The 21,177-nt window shown below is 54.9% G+C and carries 21 protein-coding genes; 1 reads left to right on the forward strand and 20 read right to left on the reverse strand.

Annotated elements, in window-relative coordinates; all coding sequences use genetic code 11:
• Position 1: 1 nt before the first annotated feature.
• From ppk2 to Q4D85_RS14500, 9 genes are all read right to left on the reverse strand, one after another.
• On the reverse strand, positions 2 to 868 hold the full coding sequence (ppk2, locus tag Q4D85_RS00755) for a polyphosphate kinase 2 (RefSeq protein WP_303197533.1): 867 nt from the start codon (positions 866 to 868) through the stop codon (positions 2 to 4).
• Positions 869 to 917: 49 nt separating this feature from the next.
• Complete coding sequence (locus Q4D85_RS00760) at positions 918 to 2,078, reverse strand: hypothetical protein (RefSeq protein ID WP_303197535.1); 1,161 nt, start codon at positions 2,076 to 2,078, stop codon at positions 918 to 920.
• Complete coding sequence (locus Q4D85_RS00765; RefSeq protein ID WP_303197536.1) at positions 2,071 to 2,577, reverse strand: RNA polymerase sigma factor; 507 nt, start codon at positions 2,575 to 2,577, stop codon at positions 2,071 to 2,073. The genes Q4D85_RS00760 and Q4D85_RS00765 overlap by 8 nt, the downstream gene beginning before the upstream one ends.
• 17 nt (positions 2,578 to 2,594) lie before the next feature.
• Positions 2,595 to 2,987, reverse strand: a complete 393-nt coding sequence (locus Q4D85_RS00770; protein ID WP_303197537.1) for a hypothetical protein — start codon at positions 2,985 to 2,987, stop codon at positions 2,595 to 2,597.
• A gap of 66 nt (positions 2,988 to 3,053) precedes the next feature.
• On the reverse strand, positions 3,054 to 3,380 hold the full coding sequence (locus Q4D85_RS00775) for a putative quinol monooxygenase (protein ID WP_303197538.1): 327 nt from the start codon (positions 3,378 to 3,380) through the stop codon (positions 3,054 to 3,056).
• A gap of 21 nt (positions 3,381 to 3,401) precedes the next feature.
• Positions 3,402 to 5,183 carry an ABC-F family ATP-binding cassette domain-containing protein gene (locus Q4D85_RS00780; protein ID WP_303197539.1) on the reverse strand — a complete coding sequence of 594 codons (1,782 nt, stop codon included), beginning with the start codon at positions 5,181 to 5,183 and terminating at the stop codon, positions 3,402 to 3,404.
• 497 nt (positions 5,184 to 5,680) lie between these two features.
• Positions 5,681 to 6,322, reverse strand: a complete 642-nt coding sequence (locus Q4D85_RS00785) for an ABC transporter ATP-binding protein (protein WP_303197540.1) — start codon at positions 6,320 to 6,322, stop codon at positions 5,681 to 5,683.
• The gene (locus tag Q4D85_RS00790) at positions 6,319 to 8,319 is read right to left on the reverse strand and encodes a hypothetical protein (RefSeq protein ID WP_303197541.1); all 2,001 of its coding nucleotides are present in this window, start codon (positions 8,317 to 8,319) and stop codon (positions 6,319 to 6,321) included. The genes Q4D85_RS00785 and Q4D85_RS00790 overlap by 4 nt, the downstream gene beginning before the upstream one ends.
• Before the next feature lie 94 nt (positions 8,320 to 8,413).
• The gene (locus Q4D85_RS14500) at positions 8,414 to 8,695 is read right to left on the reverse strand and encodes a lactococcin 972 family bacteriocin (protein WP_368502222.1); all 282 of its coding nucleotides are present in this window, start codon (positions 8,693 to 8,695) and stop codon (positions 8,414 to 8,416) included.
• A 461-nt stretch (positions 8,696 to 9,156) separates the two neighbouring features.
• Between Q4D85_RS14500 and Q4D85_RS00795 the strand changes: the two genes are divergently transcribed.
• The gene (locus Q4D85_RS00795; protein WP_303197542.1) at positions 9,157 to 9,828 is read left to right on the forward strand and encodes a transposase family protein; all 672 of its coding nucleotides are present in this window, start codon (positions 9,157 to 9,159) and stop codon (positions 9,826 to 9,828) included.
• 116 nt (positions 9,829 to 9,944) lie between these two features.
• Here the strand turns inward: Q4D85_RS00795 and Q4D85_RS00800 are convergent, their stop codons facing one another.
• The 11 genes from Q4D85_RS00800 to Q4D85_RS00850 all read right to left on the reverse strand — a co-directional run bounded on the left by Q4D85_RS00800 (position 9,945) and on the right by Q4D85_RS00850 (position 21,031).
• Positions 9,945 to 10,850 (reverse strand): 4-(cytidine 5'-diphospho)-2-C-methyl-D-erythritol kinase, encoded by a 906-nt coding sequence (locus tag Q4D85_RS00800; protein ID WP_303197543.1) that lies wholly within the window; start codon positions 10,848 to 10,850, stop codon positions 9,945 to 9,947.
• A 5-nt stretch (positions 10,851 to 10,855) separates the two neighbouring features.
• Positions 10,856 to 11,707 (reverse strand): 16S rRNA (adenine(1518)-N(6)/adenine(1519)-N(6))-dimethyltransferase RsmA, encoded by an 852-nt coding sequence (rsmA, locus tag Q4D85_RS00805; protein WP_303197544.1) that lies wholly within the window; start codon positions 11,705 to 11,707, stop codon positions 10,856 to 10,858.
• 213 nt (positions 11,708 to 11,920) lie between these two features.
• Positions 11,921 to 12,700, reverse strand: a complete 780-nt coding sequence (nagB, locus tag Q4D85_RS00810) for a glucosamine-6-phosphate deaminase (protein ID WP_303197546.1) — start codon at positions 12,698 to 12,700, stop codon at positions 11,921 to 11,923.
• 9 nt (positions 12,701 to 12,709) lie between these two features.
• Positions 12,710 to 13,861, reverse strand: a complete 1,152-nt coding sequence (locus Q4D85_RS00815; protein WP_303197549.1) for an N-acetylglucosamine-6-phosphate deacetylase — start codon at positions 13,859 to 13,861, stop codon at positions 12,710 to 12,712.
• On the reverse strand, positions 13,858 to 14,748 hold the full coding sequence (locus Q4D85_RS00820) for an ROK family protein (RefSeq protein WP_047261593.1): 891 nt from the start codon (positions 14,746 to 14,748) through the stop codon (positions 13,858 to 13,860). The genes Q4D85_RS00815 and Q4D85_RS00820 overlap by 4 nt, the downstream gene beginning before the upstream one ends.
• Positions 14,749 to 14,767: 19 nt before the next feature.
• On the reverse strand, positions 14,768 to 15,466 hold the full coding sequence (locus tag Q4D85_RS00825; RefSeq protein ID WP_303197553.1) for a FadR/GntR family transcriptional regulator: 699 nt from the start codon (positions 15,464 to 15,466) through the stop codon (positions 14,768 to 14,770).
• A 52-nt stretch (positions 15,467 to 15,518) separates the two neighbouring features.
• The gene (locus tag Q4D85_RS00830) at positions 15,519 to 16,202 is read right to left on the reverse strand and encodes an N-acetylmannosamine-6-phosphate 2-epimerase (protein ID WP_303197555.1); all 684 of its coding nucleotides are present in this window, start codon (positions 16,200 to 16,202) and stop codon (positions 15,519 to 15,521) included.
• A 19-nt stretch (positions 16,203 to 16,221) separates the two neighbouring features.
• On the reverse strand, positions 16,222 to 17,142 hold the full coding sequence (locus tag Q4D85_RS00835) for a dihydrodipicolinate synthase family protein (protein ID WP_303197556.1): 921 nt from the start codon (positions 17,140 to 17,142) through the stop codon (positions 16,222 to 16,224).
• A gap of 40 nt (positions 17,143 to 17,182) precedes the next feature.
• Positions 17,183 to 18,016: an ABC transporter ATP-binding protein gene (locus Q4D85_RS00840; RefSeq protein ID WP_303197558.1), complete on the reverse strand. Its 834-nt coding sequence runs from the start codon at positions 18,014 to 18,016 to the stop codon at positions 17,183 to 17,185.
• A gap of 22 nt (positions 18,017 to 18,038) precedes the next feature.
• A complete protein-coding gene (locus tag Q4D85_RS00845; protein ID WP_303197693.1) occupies positions 18,039 to 20,063 on the reverse strand; it encodes a dipeptide/oligopeptide/nickel ABC transporter permease/ATP-binding protein in 2,025 nt (674 codons plus the stop codon).
• Between the two features lie 2 nt (positions 20,064 to 20,065).
• Positions 20,066 to 21,031: an ABC transporter permease gene (locus Q4D85_RS00850; RefSeq protein WP_303197559.1), complete on the reverse strand. Its 966-nt coding sequence runs from the start codon at positions 21,029 to 21,031 to the stop codon at positions 20,066 to 20,068.
• Positions 21,032 to 21,177: the final 146 nt, after the last annotated feature.

Raw genomic sequence — 21,177 nt, forward strand, 5'->3', positions numbered from 1 at the left:
GTTACTTTTCGCGGTTTTTCTTAAGCTCCAGTTCCGAGGCAACATCAGGCACATAGCGGAAATCCGAACGCGGTGGCCGTTCGTAACCGGTCTCGGAGCTTGGCCTATTAGGAATCTCTGGAAGCGGTCGGTCGATTTTCTCATACGGAATGGTCGACAACAGGTGAGAAATCACATTGATCCGAGATCGCTTCTTGTCCTCCGATTCCACCGTGTACCACGGGGCGGAGGGGATATCGGTGTGGATGAACATCTCGTCTTTCGCCCGCGAGTAATCCTCCCAGCGGGTAATCGACTGCAAATCCATGGGGGATAGCTTCCACCGGCGCAGCGGATCGTTGCGGCGGGACTTAAAGCGAGCGATTTGTTCATCGTCGGACACCGAGAACCAGTATTTGCGCAACATGATTCCGTCTTCCACGAGGAGACGCTCAAAAATCGGGGCCTGGTGCAGGAACCGCCGGTATTCCTGCGATGTGCAAAAGCCCATCACCCGCTCTACCCCGGCGCGGTTATACCAGGATCGGTCGAAGATAACGATCTCCCCCTTGGTGGGCAACCGTTCGATATAGCGCTGGAAATACCACTGTCCTTGTTCCCGCGAGCTGGGGGCAGGAAGCGCCTCAATGCGGCAGGTACGCGGGTTGAGGTATTGGGTAATGCGTTTGATTGCCGATCCCTTGCCGGCGGCGTCGCGGCCCTCCATGATGATGACGAGCCGGGCGCCGGTTTCCACCACCCATTGTTGCATGTCGACTAATTCAGCTTGCAGCCGTTTGAGTTCGGTTTCGTAGGCTTGTTTCGACAGTTTTGCGGGTTTGGAGTGTTTTTTCTTGGGCTTTTTCGGATCCTTTTTATCTTTCGCCATGGTTTTAAATGTAGTTCGCAATAGGTAGCGATACAAGGAATTCCAGTGGCTAATTTGCTGCGCAACCGATGTCGATCGTTTCGAATTCCGGTGTAAACGGCCAGGGCTGTTCGTAGGCTATGTCGAGCTTGGAATAGACCTTGGTGTTGTATCCGCAGTCGCGCAGGTCACGAGCGGTTACCGTCACGGGTGCCTGATGGAAGGTCCCTTCGGCGCAGAACGGGTCGCAGTCATTGATGTGCGCTGTACCGTGCGCGGTGGCGGTATCGGCACGCCAGGTGTCCCAACGTAAGTTATCCACCGTATAATTGGCATCGCCGCAGCTTAGAACCACTTCCTTCGGGCCGGTTAGCCCGTCGACCGATACGCAATTGAGGATCGCTGCGGCCGTGACGGTAGTGGTGATCCCCTCGCCGAGTAGGCCATGTACCCGCACCAATTGCCCGGTGGCGGGCAGAATATCGAAGCTCAACCGATCGGTTTCCCGGATGATGGAAACGACATCGTCGGCCCCGGCCGGGGTACGCGCGGGATAAACGGTGGCTAATTCGTTGCCCTCCAATTCGGACAGGAAGTGGTACAGGTTTTTCTGTTGCCGATTATCAAGCCCCGGCGTAAGCAAGAGGCGCAGCGCACCGCGCGCTGGCGAGTCCGGTGAGATCGCGGCCGCAAGTGCGGCGACGTCTGCCGTTTCGTTGACGGCCGCGGTATCGGTTTCTGGTAGTGGGTTGTCCAGCTGCGCGCGCAACTCCTCGCTTAAGGTACCGCTGGCTTGGGTTTCGGCGGCGGTGGTGCCGTCTTGGCCGGTGCGATACGCCACGGTTACGCTGCCGGTGTCGTCGGCGTCGGTGCGCACTAAGAAGTCCGCGCTGCCGACGGCGAAGTCGGTGCTGTCCGGCTGGCTGGCCGCCGCGCTGGCAGCTTGGTCGAGCATTTCTTCGGCGGTGGCAGATGCGGGAAATAGTCGGGGGAACATAAACGCGCCGCCTGCGAGAATGGCGATGGTCGCGGCCGCGGACAGCCACCGGCTAACCGTGTGGTGCCGGGTGCGGGGATTCCGCGGGGTTGCTTGTCGACGCTCGGCCAGTTCGTTCGGCAGTATTCGTTCGAGGGTTTCGCGTTGCTGGGTTTTATCCGCCTCGCTTAACCGACAAGACGGCACCGGATTCATTGCACGCAATTGTTCTAGGATGTCGTCGTGGTTATCCATCTGAGGGTTCCTTGAGTTTTTCCGCAAGCCGCTGCCGGGCGCGATGAAGCCGCACCCGGGCGTTTTCCGGCGAAATATGTAACACTTGGGCTATTTCTTTGGGGCTTAGGCTTTCCCACGTATGCAGAGTGAGCACTTCTTGGTCGGATTCGGGAAGCTCGTGCAGTGCACTGAGCACGTCTAACCTGCTGACCACCGCATCGACCGCGCTAAGCGCGATCACAGTATTACAGGCTGCCGCTTTACGGTGTAGCTTCTGATCCTGCTCCCGTTTACGGTAAAACTCCAAAAGCACGTTTCGGGCAATGCCGTACAACCACGGCAACGGCGGATCAGCGGCGTCCTCCCATTTGCTCCAGGCACGCAGAAAAACCTCCGCCGCCAGCTCGGCGGCGTGGTCATAATCACTGCGGCGTCGAAGATAGGCGAGTACCTGCGGGTAATCGTCGTTATAGGTCGCGATAAAGGTCGCTCGCCTATCAGTAGTCCGAATGGACACGACTAACCTCGCACCAATTAGTGGTTATCGCCATTGCCGGAATCTGGGAAAACCACGGTTCCGGAATAGCCCGATTGGCACACAACCGTCGCGGTGTGTCGACCATCCACAGGACCTGCGGAAATCTGGCTTGGGGCTGTGACGTAGCCGATCAGCTCACCCATATCGGCGGCTGGACTCATGATCGCGGAAGCCCCAAAAGAGGTGAACAACAACGCCCGGGTGTCCCGATCGGAACACGGTGCAGACACCAGGATTTCGGCCCCCGGCTTCAACGGATCGTGAATGGTCACCGGCGTCGACACCGTAGGTGACGGTTGTCCGGTGATCCACGGCAATTCCGGCGGAATGCTCGACGTGTTCGAGCTGAGTGCCGCCACTGCGGCGATGGTCGCAACGATCGAATTCATAATTGATCCTCCAATCAAATCACATGTCATCTAGTTTGTGACACTTGCGGCCATCACCGTTACACCTTAATTTTCCACCTTAAATTCCGCCATGCGATCCCAGTCGGTCTTACCTGGGATCAACGTGTTGATGATCTGAGGGGTCTCCACCAACAACTTCGGCAATTCCTCGCAAGCCCTGCGGAAATGCTCCGAAGACACATGCGCATTAGCCCCATCGTCGGCAAAACCCTCGACCAGAATGAACTGCTGCGGATTGGCTGGATCGACGTACCAGTCGAAAAAGAGATTGCCCTCCTCGGCGCGCGTGGCATCCGTGTACCACTGAATCGTGTCCAAAAACGTAGCCGCGCATTCCGGGCGGGCGGTGAATTTCACGTTAATTAAAATCATGAGTCCTCATTCTAGTCTCAGTTAGCTTTCCAACTCTTCACCCAATTCCAACCAGCGCAGCTCCAAATCGGAGATTTCCGCCTGCAACTGCTGCACATCGGCATTGAGCTCGGTCAACCGGGCCACATCCAACGCCGCGGCCGCCATCTGGGTCTCCAACTCCGCCACCTGCGCCCGGCGATTATCCAACTTACGCTCGATCGAACTGAGTTCCTTCTGCAGCTTACGGGTGGCCGCGAAGTCACGTCCCGGCGCTTTCGGGGCATCCGGTTGCGGCTGGTGCCTCGGCGCATCCGCCTTGGCCAACGCTTGTCGACGCCTCAGGTACTCATCAATACCACCAGGCAAATTACTAAGCGTCCCATCGCCAAAAAGCGCCCAGGTGGAATCCGCGATCCGCTCGATCAAGTACCGGTCGTGGGAAATGACCACCAACGTACCCGCCCAGTTATCCAACAAGGATTCCAATTCCTGCAACGTATCAATATCCAGGTCGTTGGTGGGCTCGTCGAGAAGCAAAAGATTAGGCTCCGCCATCAGCACCCGCGTAAGCTGCAGCCGACGCCGCTCCCCACCCGACAGATCGCCCACCGGGGTGCGCTGCCGCTTAGCGCTAAAGCCCAACCGCTCGGCAAGTTGCGAGGCAGACAATTCCTTCTTGCCTAATTGCACGTAATGCGCAACGTCCTCCACCGCAGCCAGCACCGTCATCTGCGGATCAAGATCATCTAATTCCTGGCGCAGCCAGCCCAACCGAACTGTACGCCCCTCAATCCGCTTCCCGGCGCTAAGCGGGTACTCCCCCGCCAGGCACCGCAGCACAGTCGTCTTGCCGGAACCATTAACCCCCACCAAACCAATCCGCTCACCCGGCGCCAACCGCCACGTCAGATCGTCGACAAGCATCCGCCCATCCGGGGTTTCTATGCGGGCATCCTCTAGCTCCACCACCACTTTGCCCTGGCGTTGCTTAGCAAAAGCCAATAACTCGACCTTATTGCGCGGCTCCGGCACATCGGCGATCAGCGCCTCTGCCGCAGCAATCCGATACCGGGGCTTCGACGTACGCGCCGGGGCACCGCGCCGCAACCACGCTAATTCTTTACGTGCAAGATTCTGGCGGCGCTGTTCGGCGGCGTCGGCTTGGCGGGCGCGTTCAGTTCGGGCGAAAATCCAGTCGTTGTAGCCGCCCTCGTAGGAATCCACCTGGCCGTCGTGCACCTCCCAGGTGGTGGTGGCGACGGTATCTAAAAACCACCGATCGTGCGTGACCACCACGAGCGCAATCTTGCGCGCCAACAGGTAATCCGCCAGCCACTGCACCCCTTCGATATCAAGGTGGTTGGTGGGCTCATCCAAGACCACCAAATCCAGTTCTTTAACCAGCGCCGCCGCTAGATTCACCCGACGACGTTCACCACCCGATAACTGCCCAACCTGAGTATCCAACCCCAGATCTATAATTCCAAGTCCAGTAAGCACTTCCCGCACCCGTGCATTCGCTGCCCACTCGAAGGTTGGCACCCCAAGCGGAGCCAAAACGACGTCTGCGACCGTATCCGAATCAGAGAGATTGATCCGTTGCGTCACCACCGCCATCCGCAATTGCTTATTATGGCTCACTCGACCAGAATCCGGCGGCTCGATCCCCGTGAGCACCTCCAACAACGTGGTCTTCCCACCACCGTTGATGCCCACCACCCCGATTCGATCACCGGTTTGAATACCAAGGCTTACCCCATCAAGAAGGGTTTTTAAACCAAAGGTTTTAGAGACGTTTTCCAGATTGATCAGATTGGCCATTGAGGTTTTCTCATTAAAAAATTGTAAGTGTAGCGAGATAAAAACGCACAGTGAATATTTCAGTGTAAGCGGTGGATAATCACTCCTTATCCACCGCAAAGCTCTGGTGTGCCGTCTTATTGTGACACACTCACTCTCGTTATTTCTACAACCTCCGCTTCCATGCTGTCAGTGCATAGATTCGGGACTCAAGCATCGCACAACTGCCACGTGATGGGTAACCGGTGCGGACTCCTAACGGGACAGCTCGACCTATTCGTGGCGTGATGGTCGGCTTTATAATCAAAGAAAAGAAAAAGTCGAGTGCCGGTGTGACCACCGGACTAACAGCCATTGCCCGGTGAAATACTTAAGAAAAGCTCGTGGGGAAAAGCTACGTCCACACCATAAAACCACCAGGTCACCATACTCGGCGCTCACCCTAGTACCCAGAGTGTCGGAGGTCAGGAAAATACGCCCCCTTGACTTTGGGTAGCCACCACCACGTGATGCGAATATTAAGACCTGTGTTTCTTAGCTAGTTGGATATGGTTATCGCACAGATCCATCACTTTCGGATCGTGAGTAGAAATCACTACGGTGGCACCAGCGTCGGCTTGCTCCCGTAACGCGTTGATGATGATTGCGGCATTTGCTTGATCGAGTGAACCGGTGGGCTCATCACACAAGATCAGCGAGGGCTTACGAACATACAACCGAGCGATACTCACGCGTTGTTGTTCCCCACCGGAAAGCGAATGCGCGGGATACTTCTCATATCCGGCCAAACCAACCTTTTTGAGTGCACTCGCGATCAGTTGTTTCCTTTTATGTAATTGATCTAGTGGGATAGCAACTGCAATATTGGCAGCGACGGTTTCATTGTCCATCAGTGCGTAGTCTTGGGCGACATAACCCAAATGCGTAGCTCGAAACTTGCGGGTTTTTCGAGCGTTCATGGTCGTGACCTCACGCCCCTCAACCAGGATTGAACCGCTGTCGGGTTTATCAAGTGTGCCTAAGCAATTCAGCAGGGTGGTTTTCCCACAACCAGACGGGCCCGTCAGTGCCGTCAGCTGCCCGTTAAGCGCCGTGAAACTCAAGTTTTCCCATAGGGTTTTGCGGTCGAAGGCTTTATTCAGATCAGTGGCAGTAATCATGACAGTTTCCTAGAAATGGTGTAGATACTCAAGGCAGCTGATGTGGCAATGCTACTACCGATCGCGGCAACCGCCCACGGGCTTAAAACATAAGAAGCTAAAATATCCGGCATAAAGATGCCCGCTGGCGTGGCGGCGAAGCGTCGATAAGCAATTATTTTCTGCAACAGCAATAACGCGGAACCTATAATCACTGCCAGATCCCACCATGCCACCTTTCGGTAGAAACGAGATGGCGGTAGCCCAAAAATACGATAGTTGCGGGCTCGCTGGGTGTAACTAAGTACCAAAAGGCCGCCGTAGGCGAAGCCGAAAATGCAGATCAATACCAGACTTGACATCAGTCCGACGAAGCTCATGGACCGAGAAATTGCCAGATCATCGTGGTTTTCTTTCCATTTCTGAACCAATGGTACTGCTTGGTAGAAATGATTCTTCAGTAGTTCGTCACTGGCGGTGAACTGCTTGAGCTGCGCAAGCGATTGGAAGCTAATGGAATTATTGGTCAACCCGGCGCTGACATTGTAATCGGAGATCCCCCGAAGATCATCGGGAACCACTATCACCACTGGTGAGATCAACACTGCTCGCGGCTGGTAAACACCTTCCCCAGCTTGCCAGCTAAAAGCGTTATAGTCCTGGTTAGCAGTCTCCATGACGCACACGGAGGGTTGTTCATCACACAAGGGGATATGTGCGCGAACATCTTCCAATGCCTGCGGTTGCGTCGGTGGTGCTATGACGACGATGGAATCAGCCGGGTGTGTGTCTATCGCGGACAGGATCTCGGTGGGAAGCGATTTTACCGCCGTAGTGCGGTTATACGTGATGGAATCAAATACGTCGTCGGCACTGAGATCAACGGCAGATAACTGATTTTCTCCTCTTGCCTGTTTCACTTGAAAATTGTGATAGTACAATTCGCCAGCCGACGACATCGCACGAAGCTGCTGGGAAATGGGGGCAACAGCGTCGCGCACAGTGTCGGCGTCAAGAGCCCCATTCACATAGGTTTTGTAGCTTGTAGGGTGCTGCTGCCAGGCCTTGAAATCTTCCGTTTGCAACCGGTATTCCGTGTTATAGGCGATCGCCAGCGAAGCCCACGACAGGCAAATCCCCACCATCAGGATTCTAAGAACTGCGGCAAACCCCAAAACGGGACCAGCTTTAAGTCGGCCTTTGAGCAGCGGCGTGATCGGGGTTAGGGAGAGCAATCCCATGCTAAGAACGAGGGTGAGCGCTATTGCGCTAAGCAACACACAACTAAAAACCAGAACGTAACGTCCGAATTGATAGCCAATGTCAAAACCACGCCAGATGCCAATAATCCCGGTTGAAACGGCAAGCACTATCACTGTTGCTACCAGAATTGGGGCAAAAATCCCAAGCACGATTCGGGCGATTCCATGCCCGTGCAGCCGTGCAATACCGCTGCCCTTGGCATGCGCAAACGCCAAGAAGAAGGCAGCACAAATCACAGTCCCCACGCCAAGTGCTAGAAACTTGCCCAGGTCACCACCAAGTAAAAAGCTCCACTCTTGATTGTGAATAAACTGAACTGTGGCCCCTAAGGATGTAAGTTCATCCCGCACCAACTGGTGAAACTCTGAAGCGCCTTCCACAACATAGGTCACCCGAGGGTCGTGCGCGGGCAGCTGGTCAATCGGTAATGCGGCCATCGTCTGGCCAGGCCAAATTCCGTCATAGCTAGATTGCCCGTTGGTAGTATAAAGCGCGAATTCACCGCCAAGATCCTGCGCCGCCAACACGGAAATATCGTATCCGTGCTCATCACTAAGTTGTTGAAGAGCCGCAAAAATCTCAGCGGATGACGTTTCCGCATCAACGGAAGCGATTTGTAGCGCCGCAGTAGTGCGCGGGGTGGCATTGCTAAATGCTAATAAGCACGACCAAAAAGCAGAAATGACGCTAAAGCACACCACCGCCGCTATGCAGATGAGCCGAAACAGTTTGTGATTATATAGTTGCGAAGTCATGCAAATGCCCTACTTTAATATTTAGGATTGTTAACCCTGGGCAGTTGCCCAGGGTTAACAATCCTGATGTCATGAGGAGTCTAACTCCACATTATTAGCAGAAACGGTAGTAGGAATGGTCAGCAGCCCACCATCTTCCTGGTGCACTAGAATTAGCCCACGCATGCGGTGGCTGACAACCGGAGTCTCCACGCCACAGTCCTTGCACCGAGCTAGCATGCCACACACTGGGGTGCCAGTAGTTAGACCAAACACGGCTATTATTTGATCCATACACCCAATCTCCGCCACTTGCAGGGATTGCCATAGCGGGCGCAGCTGACATAATTGACAAGGTAGCAGCAGTGGCTGCTACAATGGATAAGGTTCGCTTCATTTCTCTGCATCCTTTCAAAATCGGAGGAATGTAGCGAATCTCATTCTACCTAAATGTAAATCATAGTCAATAGCTCAAGTGATTTTTTGTGAAATTTTCTCACTAAAAAATATGAATATTTTTATATATTGCAGCATTGCATAAAGCCACCAAATCCAAGCGCACCGGAACAAAGTCAGACAGAGATTTATTACTGAGGTTTTCTCACCAGGAAAATGCGTATGAAACGTTGACCTGTGGTTTTGGGGGTTTTGTGGGTGTGTCATAGCAAAGCACGCGGGATTCTAGGTTCAGAATGGTTTTTGTTACAGGAAAATCAAACTGAAAGGAACACCGCGTGCTTTGCTATTGTGCCACACTTTTTCGTCCCAACTTCTACTGTCCGTACCATCAGCGCTTGGCTTCAAACTCATCGGAAGCGCCATGACCTTCGCCCGCATCAGCGGGCTGCAACCTGCTGGATGCAGACGATCATGCTTCTACGCTGGCTTTATGATGCAACCAGTATCGCTGCCATTGCTCGCGATGCAGACGTTTCACAAGCTACAGGCTACCGCTATATCCATGAGGCACTGGACGTTGTTTCTGCCAAATCCCCCACCCTGATAGACGCTTTACGATATGCCGAAGACAACAATAATCTCTTCGTCTGCCTTGATGGAACACTCATCCGAACTAATCGCGCAGCAGTAAAAAACCCAAAAAACCGCCATGACCTGTGGTATTCCGGCAAGCACAAAGCGTTTGGCGGCAACGTACAGGTACTGACAGATGATAGCGGGTACCCGTTATGGGTATCCCCAGTATCTCCTGGCTCAACACACGACATCACCGCAGCTCGCGAGCACGTCCTTGATGAGATAAACAATGTCGATATCCGCATCCTTGCCGATAAGGGTTATATCGGCGCAGGTCAAAACGTATATACACCAATCAAAGGGAAGAATCTGACAGATGAAGAATACGAATACAACCGTCGTCTAAACGGCTTGCGGGCACCAGCAGAACGAGCAAACGCCATGCTCAAACAACTCAAAGCCCTACGCCGTGTAACCCTATGCCCGAAGATGATTACAGCCATCGCAAAAACCGCACTTGTTGTCCTACGCCTCAACCACAAGAAGCTCTGGTGAGAAAACCTCACTGACATGTCTATCAACGAAGAAAAACAACTTTATCCGTTTCCGCCCACCAGAACCACGACACAACTGATAAATATTTATATGCACATACCCAATAAAATTCCTAGTTAATACTCTTCCAAATAAGCACCCTTAGCCGGGCTGGTTGTCACCGCCACGGCACTATGCAGCGATAATTCTGCGGCTACCTCCTGAGCTGATTGCGCATCGGCGCATAAAAACGCGCAGGTAGGACCCGATCCTGACACGATGCCAGCCAACGCACCCGCTTCTTCGCCCAGCCGCAGCGTCGTGCGAATTTCTGGTTGCAGACTGATTGCAGCGGGCTGTAAATCGTTATGAAGTAGTCCCGCGATGGTTTCTGGATTACCTGCAGCCAGTGCCTGTTGCAATTCGGTGGAATCTAGGTGCGGGGTATGACCTAGAGTATCCAAGGTACGGAAGACATCGGGGGTGCTTAAACCAGCTGAGGAAAACGCCAATACCCAGTGCAAGGTGGCACGGTTTAACACCGTGGTGAGGTTTTCGCCGCGCCCGGTACCGATCGCAGTACCACCAAGCAGAGTAAATGGCACATCGCTACCCAAATCAGCAGCAAGTTTTAATAGCTCTTCCTTTGTCAGCGGGGCGCCGATCAGGTGGTTTGCCGCAAGCAACGCGGCAGCCGCGTCAGCACTGCCGCCCGCCATGCCACCCGCGGTAGGAATCTTTTTCGTAATGTCGATGCATACTGCAGGCAGCGCCGCCGGATCCGGCGCAGCGGCAAAAACAGCAGCCACCGCTCGCCACGCTAAATTGGTTTCATCGGTGGGAACGCCACGAGTGGCGCAGGTTAATTCCAGGATTTCACCTGGCAAGCCGTCCATAACCTCTAAAGTGACTACGTCGTGTCGATCAACAGATTGAAAGATCGTCACCAGGTCGTGGTAACCGTCGCTGCGTAGCGATCCGACGCCAAGGTGTAAATTGATTTTCCCGTGAGCGTAGGCGGTAACAGTGGTTGGGGGGTACATGATTTTTATGGATGCCCTTGTGCTAGTCGGATGTAGTCGGCAATGGTGAGTGTTTCGCCTCGTAGAGTCGGGTTAATTCCGGCGGCAATTAGCGCCTCTTCGGCGGCAGCTCCGGAGCCATAGATGCCGGTGAGCGCCGCACGCAGCGTTTTGCGTCGTTGCAGGAATGCGGCGTCGATAAGCGGAAACACTCGTGCCTTTAACTCGGCTGGATACGGTCGCACGCAGTCGATGCGTACCAGACCGGAATCGATTTTCGGTGCGGGCCAGAAGACGTTCTTGCCAATCGCGCCGGCTCTGCGCACGTCACCGTAGAAGGCCGCCTTGACACTGGGGACGCCATATATTTTATTTCCTGGTCGCGCAGCTAGCCGGTCAGCGACTTCGGCTTGCACCATCACCAGCACTCGCACAATGGTGGGAAAAGTTTCCAAAAAGTGCAGAAGTACTGGTACAGAGACATTATATGGCAGGTTAGCTACCAACGCAGTGGGGTTTTCAATGTCGTCGGCTGTGATGTCTAAAGCGTTGCGTTCGATAACACTCAGTCGATCGGCGTAGTCGGGTGCGTGCTTTTCGACGGTTTGCGGTAACTGTGCAGCTAGTCGATGGTCGATCTCCACTGCCGTTACTTTAGGGGATTTTTCTATTAACCCTAGCGTGAGCGACCCGAGTCCAGGGCCAATTTCGACGATGTGGCTACTGGTTTCATCATCTAATTCAGCGGCGGCGATGATCATCCGGACAGTATTGGGATCATGGAGAAAATTTTGGCCAAGCTTTTTGGTGGGCGTGACATCCAACGTATCCGCCAACGCCCGAATGTCGGCTGGTCCCAATAATTGTATATTGTCCATGAGAGTCTAATTTACCCGCCAACCACGAACGATGGGTATTATCCCCAGCATGTCTTGATAACACTTTGTATTCAGAATATCCGCTGGTGAAATGCACCTATCAGAATTTTATCTATCAATCATAAACCCGTATCAAAGGGCCATGGGATTGGTCGGTGCCCTAGTGCTTAGCACGGGAAGAGGGCACCCTACCAAAGCTACTGACGGATCGAACTACCGCCAGGCCGGATTGTTTTCAAACGCGAAGCGATAGTACTCCTTGTGCTTAAGTTTGGCAGCGGCTGCTTCATCACAAATCACGGTTGCGTGCTGATGTAGCTGCAAAATTGAGGCTGGGCAGTGTGCTGATACCGCACCTTCAACTGTTGCCGCAATCGCATCGGCCTTATTCTCGCCAGTTGCCAGCAAGAGCAGGTGTCCGGCTTCACCGATGGTGCCCAAGCCCTGGGTGAGAACCCGAACCGGCACATCTTCAGCCGAGCCAAAAAACCGGGAATTATCGGCGATGGTTTGTGGATGGAGAATTTTCATCCGAGTACGAGAACTGAGCGAGGAACCAGGCTCGTTGAAACCGATATGACCATCGGTGCCGATCCCCAGCAATTGGATGTCGATACCCCCAGCATCCCGAATCGCAGCATCGTAGGCTTGGCCCGCTGCGGCAATAGCAGCCGGATCCGGATTGGTGCCGTCCGGGCTAAACACCTGAGCATCATCAATATCAACGTGACTGGTTAGTTCCCTCCGGATGGTGGCGTAGTAGCTTTGTTCGTGTTCTTTATCCAATCCGACATATTCATCCAACAGGAAGGCAGTGCAGTCGCTAAAACTCAAGCCCTCTTCCTTATGCCGCCGGATGAGTTCTTGGTACATGGCAACCGGTGTTGATCCGGTGGCTAGCCCCAACGTTTTTCCACCTCGGATGTATTTTTCGAAGATATTGGCAGCGAACTGCGCAACAGCAGCCCCATCCTGGGCGATGATTATTTCCATGTGATTTTCTCACCTTTCATTAGGTAATGCCTCTATAAGTTCGCCGCGCCGATACACTTCACGCAGCGTTAAATCCTCTTCCATGACGACAACATTGGCGTCTTTTCCAACCGCAATATCACCAGCATTAAGACCCAATAGGTCAGCAGCCGTAGAACTGACCAGACCCACCATGTCGCTTAACGCCCAACCGTTGGTGGTATGCCGCCGCAGCTGCTCATAAATAGTGGAGGTACCGCCCGCTATGGCGCCCCCATCGCTCAGTCGCGCCACACCATCAGCCACGGTAACCGCTAGCGCCCCTAACTGATAATCACCGTCAGTCATTCCCGCGGCTGCCATTGCATCCGTAATGAACATTGAATTTTCCGGGGCGCAGTTGCGCACCATTTCGACGATCCCATCATGCAAATGCACCCCATCGGCCACCAACTCCACCACAGCCTTACCCCGCGCCGCAGCATCAAGTAATGCCGCCGCGGCTCCTGGTTGCCGGTGATGAATCTGTGGCATTGCGTTAAACAAATGGGTAGCGGTTACTGTCACGCCTTTTGCAATCGCATGCTCTATCACCTGCCAGGTGAGATCCACACTAGCGTCAGTATGTCCCAACGATGCGATGATGTTGTAGTCGGCGCAGACGTCGATAAGCTCTAACGCATTGTCGGTTTCGGGCGCGAAGGTGACCGACCGCAAAAACCCCCGGCCAGCTCGTGCTACCTTCTCCAACAATTCGGGATCGCCTGGGATAATAGCGGCTGGGTCCTGAGCCCCACATCTACTGTGATTAACAAACGGGCCTTCCATGTGCACCCCAACAATTTCGCCTTCCTCGGCAAGACCTGCCAAAATGTCGGTTTGTCGCAGCAACACCTCCCTTGGTGCAGAAACTAGCGAAGCGAGCAATTGAGTCGTGCCAAACGCGAGGTGATGTCGGGCTGCGCGGCGGCATCCTTCACGATCAGAATTGGGAAATGATTCACCAGCGCCACCATGGTTATGGATATCGGTGAAGCCAGGGAAAATAATCGGCAGGTTGTCATGCTCTGTATCAGCGGCTAATTCAGTAATTTCCGTAATCTTTCCGCCCGATATAGTCAGTGTTGCTGGCGTCGGTTCCGGGTATCCGCGCCGGACAATCTTGCCAGTGATAGTAGTCATGAGAGTTCTTTCGACAGCACGTTGCGTGCCAAGTGCGCTGCCCCTACCAGGGGAGCGTTGGTTCCTAGCGTTGCTTGCGTGCAGGTTACTGATGAATGGGAATTAAGCAGCTGGGAATGAATGCCGGCTGCAAACGGCTCTAGGATTTCCGGCAAGGTACCTACTCCCCCGCCCACGACCACCGCGTCAACGTCGTAAGCAGTGATGAAACCACCTAACGCCGCACCAACACACCGCATGGCGTCGGTGATGGTAGAAATAGCAGCTGAGACACCGGATCGGTAATCCGCCATGACGTCTTCCAACCGGTCAGTCCCGTAGGCTTTAGCCATAGCTGGGCCGGAACCGACGTTTTCAATACGATCGCAACCGCCATCTGGCGTTGGCCCTAATAAATATGCGATCTCGCCACGACTGAAATGCGGCGAATCTATCAGTTGACCAGAACGAACGATCGCTCCGCCGATTCCTGTGCCGATGGAAACAAACAACACTTCTTTATCGGCGCCGATACCGTAGACGGCTTCGCCTAGGCCCATCACCCGAACATCATTGTTAACGGCGGTGGGCAGGCCACAAATGGATTGAATCCGATCCTGAACGTCGGTGCCCTGCCAGTTAGGCATGGTGACACCAGAGTGAAGAATAACCCCATCACCGACAACCCCCGGGGCGCCAACTCCGATCCGTTGGACTTCCCACCCCTTTGTGCGGGCAAATTCTTGCTGTTCGGTAATAGCTGCAATAGTTTCGGCCACCACCACTTCCCCGCCTTCCTTGGCTCGGGTGGGGCGTACCTGTCGATTATGAACAATTGTTGGTTGTGAGTCTTGGACAATGCCAGTGGCAATTTTGGTGCCACCGATGTCGACGGCGATAGTGACCATGATTAACCTGACGTTTTTGTTATAGCTTTGCTACTGCTTCCCGCAGTGGCGTGTAATGGTTGTACACGGCGGCGCGGAATGCCTCAACATCTTGGGAGTGCAGGGCGCGCACGATGTCGCCGTGGCTTTCGATAGTACGTTCCACATCGGCTGATACTGAAATATTCAACATCGGTACCACTTCAGAATGGATCAGCCACAGCGCTTCGGACAGCTCCCGAATGAATGCATTGCTGATGGGTTTTAACAGCAACGAGTGGAACTGCTGGTCTTCCTTGGCAAAATTTCCGTGATCTTCAAAGGAAGAACGCATATTGGCGACGATCCCCATGAGCTCACCGATCGTTTCTGCGGTGTGCACCCGCATTAATTCCTCGGCGACCGAAATCTCGAAGGCCTGCCGAGTGTCGACGACCTCAAGCAGATGCGCCGCCGAATGCGCGGTATCGAGCGTAACCCGCAACACCATGCCGCGCACCAGGGGGGAAAGGGACATTTTGGAAATAAAGGTGCCTTGCCCCCGCCGGATTTCCACGATATCGAGGGATTGGAGAGTACGCATCGCTTCACGGACCGAGGACCTGGAGCAATCCAATTCTTGGCAGAGCACGGTTTCGCTCGGTAATACGTCGCCGATCTGTAGTCGGTGGTCGCGGATGTATTTTTCGATGCCTTCGACGGCAGATTGAGTGGTGCTTTGCGCCAGTGCTTTCGTCATCTTTTCATCATCCTTAAACCAAACCGTACCGATATGATGTCTTCTTTTGAGGTTAGCGTGAAATGGCCTCGTTAAACCAGCGAGTGATCGATGTGGGGTGAGTTATAGCGGTTCCGACACAGGCAGCGTGAATCGGGCGGGTGAAAACTTCCGCGATATCAGCCACCGTGTGAATCCGGCCTTCGACGATGATCGGGGCGGAAATCCGCTCGCATACGGCGTCGATAAGCTCAAAATCGGGCCCCGGTGTCTTCGGACGATCCCCGGTATAGCCAGCCAAGGTGGTGCCGATGAAATCAGCGCCCGCCTCCTCGGCCGCCAGGGCGTCGTCAAGGCTACCGCAATCCGCCATCACCGCAACACCCGGAAACTCCTCGTGGATCGCGCGGCACGCGTCGGCAAACGTTCCGCCCAGCCGGGGGCGTGAGGTTGCGTCGATGGCGACTACCGACGCGCCCGCCATGGCGCACGCCCGAGCGTGTGCTACCGACGGGGTGATGTACACGCCCTCGTGTCCGTATTTGATCAGGCCGATCACGGGGGTTTCCACAGCTTGCCGGGCGGCGGCGATATCCACCACGCCTTGCACCCGCACCGCAACGGCACCGCCTTCGACTACCGCCTGGCACATCCGGGCGGTGACCTCTGGTGTTCGTAGCGGTTCGCCGGGATATGCCTGGCAGCTGACAATCAACCCTTTGGTCTGGGCGATAATTCTCGAAAGATCGGTGCTCATTGCTTCACTTTCCTATCCGTTAATCCAGCACGCCTGTCGCGCGCAGAATGTCCGCGATGCGGTCGACGGCCTCGCCTTCTAGGGTGCGAACCGGTGCGGGCATGGTGTTCGAGGCGAAGACGCCTTGTACCATCAGTGCGGTCTTGAACGACCCTACCCCGGCGCCGAAACCTTGAATGCCTTCCGGAGCGAACACAATGCGCATGAGCTGTGCCAATCGGTCTTGCTCGCTGCGTACCGTCTCCCAATCCCCAGCCTGGTAGGCCTGCCACTGCTTGACGTAGCCAACCGGATCGACGTTGCCCAACCCGGGCACGCAGCCATCCGCGCCGGAGAGATAAGCGCCGTCGACCACTACCTCGTGGCCGGTGAGAATCGTTAGCGGATGTCCGGCTTCCTCGTTGTCTTGGCACAGGAAGCGGAAGGCAACGTCATCGCCGGAGGAATCCTTGACCCCCGCGAGCACTCCTTCGGTGCCGAGCTTCACCAACAGCGAACCTGGAAGCTTCGTGTGCACGCACACCGGAATGTCGTAGGCGAACAGCGGCAGATCCACCGCTTCTTTGACCATGCGGAAGTGCCGTTCCACCTCCTCTAATCCCTGCAGCGCATAGAACGGGGCGGTGACCACGATGGCATCGGCGCCGAGTTCCTGGGCAACCTTTGCGTGCTCAATGACCCGCAGGGTTTCGGTGTCGATGCAGCCCACCATGACCGGCACCCGGCCAGCGGCGAATTCTACTGCCGCCGCGATGATTTCCCGTCGACGGGCATCGGTGGAGAAAACCACCTCGCCGGAGGAACCAAGAACAAAGAGCCCGGAAACCCCGGCGTCGACAAGCTTGTCGATCAGCCGCTTGTAACTGTCGCGGTCAAACTCCCCTGCTTCGGTAAGCGGAGTAACAACAGGTGGAATGACCCCACGGAAATCCGTAGACATGAACGAACCTTTCATAAGTTAGTGAACAAACGTGTGAAGCTTAAAACCCGCTATGCGGCTCTTGCACCAGCGACGGAACCGCCGACAGCAGCATCCTGGTGTAGTCGTCTTTAGCGTTGGTGAAGATATCGTGGGTGGATTGCTCCTCCACGATCGAACCCTTATTCATCACCGCGATGCGATCCGAAATAAACCGAACCGTGTTGATGTCGTGGGAAATAAACACCAACCCCAACCCCAATTGCTCCTTTAACTCCGTGAGCAAATTAAGCACCTGGGCGCGCACCGACACATCCAAAGCGGAGGTCGGTTCGTCAGCGATGATGATGTCCGGTTCCAGCACCAATGCCCGCGCAATCGCGACGCGCTGGCGCTGACCGCCGGAAATCTGACGCGGCAATACCTCCAACGCCGACTGTGGCAGGCCAACCAGATCGAGCAATTCCTTGACTCGTTCCACCCGCGACTGCGGAGTGCCAATGCCGTGGATCCGCAACGGGTCCGTCAACGCATCGCGCACAATCATTCGAGGATTCAAAGCAGTCGCCGGATCCTGGAACACGACGGAAACCGCCCGTCCGATCTCCTTGCGGCCAGCTGCATTGAATTTCGCGGGCGCACCCCTAAACAGCACCTCGCCCTTGGTAGGTTTTTGTAAGCCCACCATGACCCGCGCCGCGGTCGATTTACCGCAACCGGATTCGCCCACGATGCCGAGCGTCTTACCCTTAAAAATCTTCATGCTGACATCATTAACCGCGTGGACCTTGTCCGGCCTAAACAGCTTTCCGGTGCGCGACGTGTGGATGACATGCACGTTTTTGAGTTCAATGACGGGGACATCATTGCTCGTAGCGGTGTTAGCAGTAGTCATTATCGTTCTACCTCGTTTTCGCTTACGTATGCTTTTCGACGAACTCAGGCAGCTCGGCGTACCAATGCTCCGGCCCCACTTCCACCATGACCGTCGGGGTATGAAGTCCAACGGTTGGGTGGGAAGACCTCGGCGCAAACCGATCGCCATCGACGAATTCCCGTGGGCTCGGCACGGTACCCGGCACCTGATGCAGGTGACCCGCACCCGATTCGATGGACAACACCGCACCCAACAGACCCTTCGTGTATTCGTGGGTCGGGTTCATCATCAATTCCGCCGTCGGAGCTTGCTCCACGATCTGTCCGGCGTACATGACCGTCACCCGGTGCGACACCGACGCGACCAGCGCCAGATCGTGGGACACGAACACCATGGCAAAGCCCAGCTTTTGTTGCAGCTCGTGCAGCAAGTCGATGACCTGCTTCTGCACCGTCACATCCAGCGCGGTGGTCGGCTCGTCGGCGATAACCAGCTTCGGATCACGGGTCAGCGCCATGGCGATCAACACGCGTTGCCGCTGGCCGCCGGACAATTCGTGGGGATAGGACTTCAAGGTACGAACCGGATCTAGTCCCACCAATTCCAAAAGCTCTTCAGCGGTACGGGTACCGCCCCGCTTTGTCAACTGCTTCATCTGGGCAGAAATCAGCATGGACGGATTCAACGAGGACAATGCGTCCTGATAGATCATGGCAATCTCGTGGCCGCGCAGCGCGTTGTGCGCCTTGGGGTCCATACCCACCAATTGCTTGCCATCGAAATTGATCTCACCCGTGATCTCCGCCGTGTCCGGCAGCAGACCCATGATGGTCATGGCCGTAATCGATTTACCGCAACCAGACTCGCCCACCAGACCCATGGTTTCACCTGGACGCACCGAGAAGCTCACATTATCGACGATGGCAACATCGCCATGTGCAGCCGGGAACTTAATAGAAAGGTTCTTAACCTCCAACAATGGGGCCTTAGCCAACTCTTCCGCAGAAAGCACCAGGCGATCTGTGCGATTTAGCTCCGATACCCGCAGGGCATTCAACCGCTCCGCCAAAGATTCTTCCTGACGAACGTATTCCGCAACGATCTTCTCATTGGTCTTTTCAATCTCGGCGGCGGTCGGCTTCGCGGCGTTCGTGTTCGTCCGGGCGCGAGGCGCGGCCAATGCGTCCGTCAACCCCTCCGACAAAACATTCAACGACAACGTGGTAATCAGAATCATCAACCCAGGGAAGAAGGTTGGCCACCACCGACCGGTGGTCAACAATTGCTTACCATCAGCCAAGATATTGCCCCACGACGGGTTAGGCGGCTGGACGCCAGCCTGGATGAAGGACAAAGACGCTTCCAACACGATGGCATCCGCAACCAACACCGTGGCAAACACCATGATCGGGGCGATACAGTTCCTGGCCACATGCTTAAACAGAATCCACCAGGTCCGAGCACCCATGACCTTGGTGGCCGAGACATAATCTTCGCCGAACTGGCTCAGCACATTCGCACGCACAATACGAGACAGCTGCGGAATATACAGGAAGCCAATCGCGAAGACGATCACGCCCACCGACTTACCCAGCGAGGCAACGAATACAGCCACCAGCGCGATACCAGGGAAGGACATGATGATGTCCAAGATACGCATGAGGATTTCGGAAACCACCTTGCCAGCGGTAGCCGCAATCGAACCCAACACCGCCGCGATAGCTAAAGCCATAGCGGTCGATAGCAAACCAATAGCCAAAGAGTACCGCGCACCGTACGCCACCCGGGAGAAAATATCCCGGCCTGTTCCATCCGTACCGAACCAGAACGTGGAATCAGGTGCCACCGAGGGATTAAGCAAACCATCCTCCGGAACCGGATAAATCTCCGGGTCTAGTGGAAGAGATGTGGCCAGCGGGTCGAACTTAGAAATCACCGGAGCGAAAATAGCCAGCAACACCACTACAAACAGCACACCAATGGCAATCCGCGATCCAACGGACATCTTCGACTTGTTAAACCGAAGACCCGGTACGCTTAACTTTTCTGTCATTTTCCGCCGAATCATTAGATGCTCCTAATCCGCGGGTTGACCAATACATACAACAGGTCAACGATGATGTTGATAAGAATGAAAGCGATCGAAACCGTCAACGTAACGCCCTGCACCAAGAACACATCGTTACGGGTCACACCGTCGAGAATCAACTGGCCCATCGCCTGAATATTGAAGATGATCTCAATGACCACCGCGCCACCCATCAGGTAGCCCACCCGCAAACCTAGAACAGTAATCGGGGTAATAAGTGCATTGCGCAAAACATTGCGCCCAATCACAACCGGCTTCGGAATACCCGCACCAATCGCCGTGCGCACGTAATCCTTATCCAGCTCCTCCACCATCGCGGTACGAACCACACGGGTCAACGAACCAGCAACCGGAACCGCCAGCGCAAAGGACGGAAGGAACATGTTATTGATATATGTGCCCGGATCCTCGGAGAACGGCACCCACCCAGAAATCAGCGCCGGGAACCAACCAGTACCAGACGGAACGGTACCGAAAGCTTGAATGAGCAGGATCGCCAACCAAAACGACGGGGTTGCCAAGGATGCAATCGACAGCACCCGAATCAACTGATCCGGCCAGCCGTCCCGGTAAAGCGCGGCGATCACGCCGAGGGTAAAAGAAATCACCATCGCGATGATCAAACCAACAAACGTCAGCTGCAATGTGATGGGGAAAGCCGCCGCAACCAATTCGGTCACGTCCGTATTGCCCTTAGATGTTCCCAGATCAAAACGGAGCAACCCCAACAAGAATTGGAAGTACCGCACTAAAAGTGGATCATTGAGACCGTGATCCTCCCGGTATTGGTCGATAGCCTCCTTGGTTGCGGATTCGCCCAAGGCCAACCGCGCCGGGTCAGCCGGTGAGAAAGACATGACGAAGAAAACGAGGAATGTCACACCCAAGACCATGATGGGTAGTGCCACGAGTCTTCTTCCGATCAGTCGGATGAGATTTGACACAGCGAAATGCTCCCTTCGCGAGAAATGAAGCTTTTGGTTTGTATAGTCGGTTTTAGCAGGTTCACTAGTGAACGAAAGTGTTTTTAGTTGTGTACCCCAGAAGTTTAAAAATCCCCCTTGTGTAACCAGTGCGGGCGGCGCTAGCG

It is taken from the genome of Corynebacterium sp. (genome assembly GCF_030532965.1).
Classification (GTDB): Bacteria; Actinomycetota; Actinomycetes; order Mycobacteriales; family Mycobacteriaceae; genus Corynebacterium.

What these genes read in the sequence shown, in the direction of transcription:
- Q4D85_RS00830 (WP_303197555.1), bottom strand. Translation starts at nt 16,202, where the DNA reads ATGAGCACCGATCTTTCGAGAATTATCGCCCAGACCAAAGGGTTGATT.
- Q4D85_RS00820 (WP_047261593.1), bottom strand. Translation starts at nt 14,748, where the DNA reads ATGGTCACTATCGCCGTCGACATCGGTGGCACCAAAATTGCCACTGGC.
- Q4D85_RS00790 (WP_303197541.1), bottom strand. Translation starts at nt 8,319, where the DNA reads ATGACTTCGCAACTATATAATCACAAACTGTTTCGGCTCATCTGCATA.
- nagB (WP_303197546.1), bottom strand. Translation starts at nt 12,700, where the DNA reads ATGGAAATAATCATCGCCCAGGATGGGGCTGCTGTTGCGCAGTTCGCT.
- Q4D85_RS00840 (WP_303197558.1), bottom strand. Translation starts at nt 18,016, where the DNA reads ATGACTACTGCTAACACCGCTACGAGCAATGATGTCCCCGTCATTGAA.
- ppk2 (WP_303197533.1), bottom strand. Translation starts at nt 868, where the DNA reads ATGGCGAAAGATAAAAAGGATCCGAAAAAGCCCAAGAAAAAACACTCC.
- Q4D85_RS00780 (WP_303197539.1), bottom strand. Translation starts at nt 5,183, where the DNA reads ATGGCCAATCTGATCAATCTGGAAAACGTCTCTAAAACCTTTGGTTTA.
- Q4D85_RS00825 (WP_303197553.1), bottom strand. Translation starts at nt 15,466, where the DNA reads ATGACGAAAGCACTGGCGCAAAGCACCACTCAATCTGCCGTCGAAGGC.
- Q4D85_RS14500 (WP_368502222.1), bottom strand. Translation starts at nt 8,695, where the DNA reads ATGAAGCGAACCTTATCCATTGTAGCAGCCACTGCTGCTACCTTGTCA.
- Q4D85_RS00770 (WP_303197537.1), bottom strand. Translation starts at nt 2,987, where the DNA reads ATGAATTCGATCGTTGCGACCATCGCCGCAGTGGCGGCACTCAGCTCG.
- Q4D85_RS00795 (WP_303197542.1), top strand. Translation starts at nt 9,157, where the DNA reads ATGCAGACGATCATGCTTCTACGCTGGCTTTATGATGCAACCAGTATC.
- Q4D85_RS00785 (WP_303197540.1), bottom strand. Translation starts at nt 6,322, where the DNA reads ATGATTACTGCCACTGATCTGAATAAAGCCTTCGACCGCAAAACCCTA.
- Q4D85_RS00815 (WP_303197549.1), bottom strand. Translation starts at nt 13,861, where the DNA reads ATGACTACTATCACTGGCAAGATTGTCCGGCGCGGATACCCGGAACCG.
- Q4D85_RS00800 (WP_303197543.1), bottom strand. Translation starts at nt 10,850, where the DNA reads ATGTACCCCCCAACCACTGTTACCGCCTACGCTCACGGGAAAATCAAT.
- Q4D85_RS00835 (WP_303197556.1), bottom strand. Translation starts at nt 17,142, where the DNA reads ATGTCTACGGATTTCCGTGGGGTCATTCCACCTGTTGTTACTCCGCTT.
- rsmA (WP_303197544.1), bottom strand. Translation starts at nt 11,707, where the DNA reads ATGGACAATATACAATTATTGGGACCAGCCGACATTCGGGCGTTGGCG.
- Q4D85_RS00775 (WP_303197538.1), bottom strand. Translation starts at nt 3,380, where the DNA reads ATGATTTTAATTAACGTGAAATTCACCGCCCGCCCGGAATGCGCGGCT.
- Q4D85_RS00760 (WP_303197535.1), bottom strand. Translation starts at nt 2,078, where the DNA reads ATGGATAACCACGACGACATCCTAGAACAATTGCGTGCAATGAATCCG.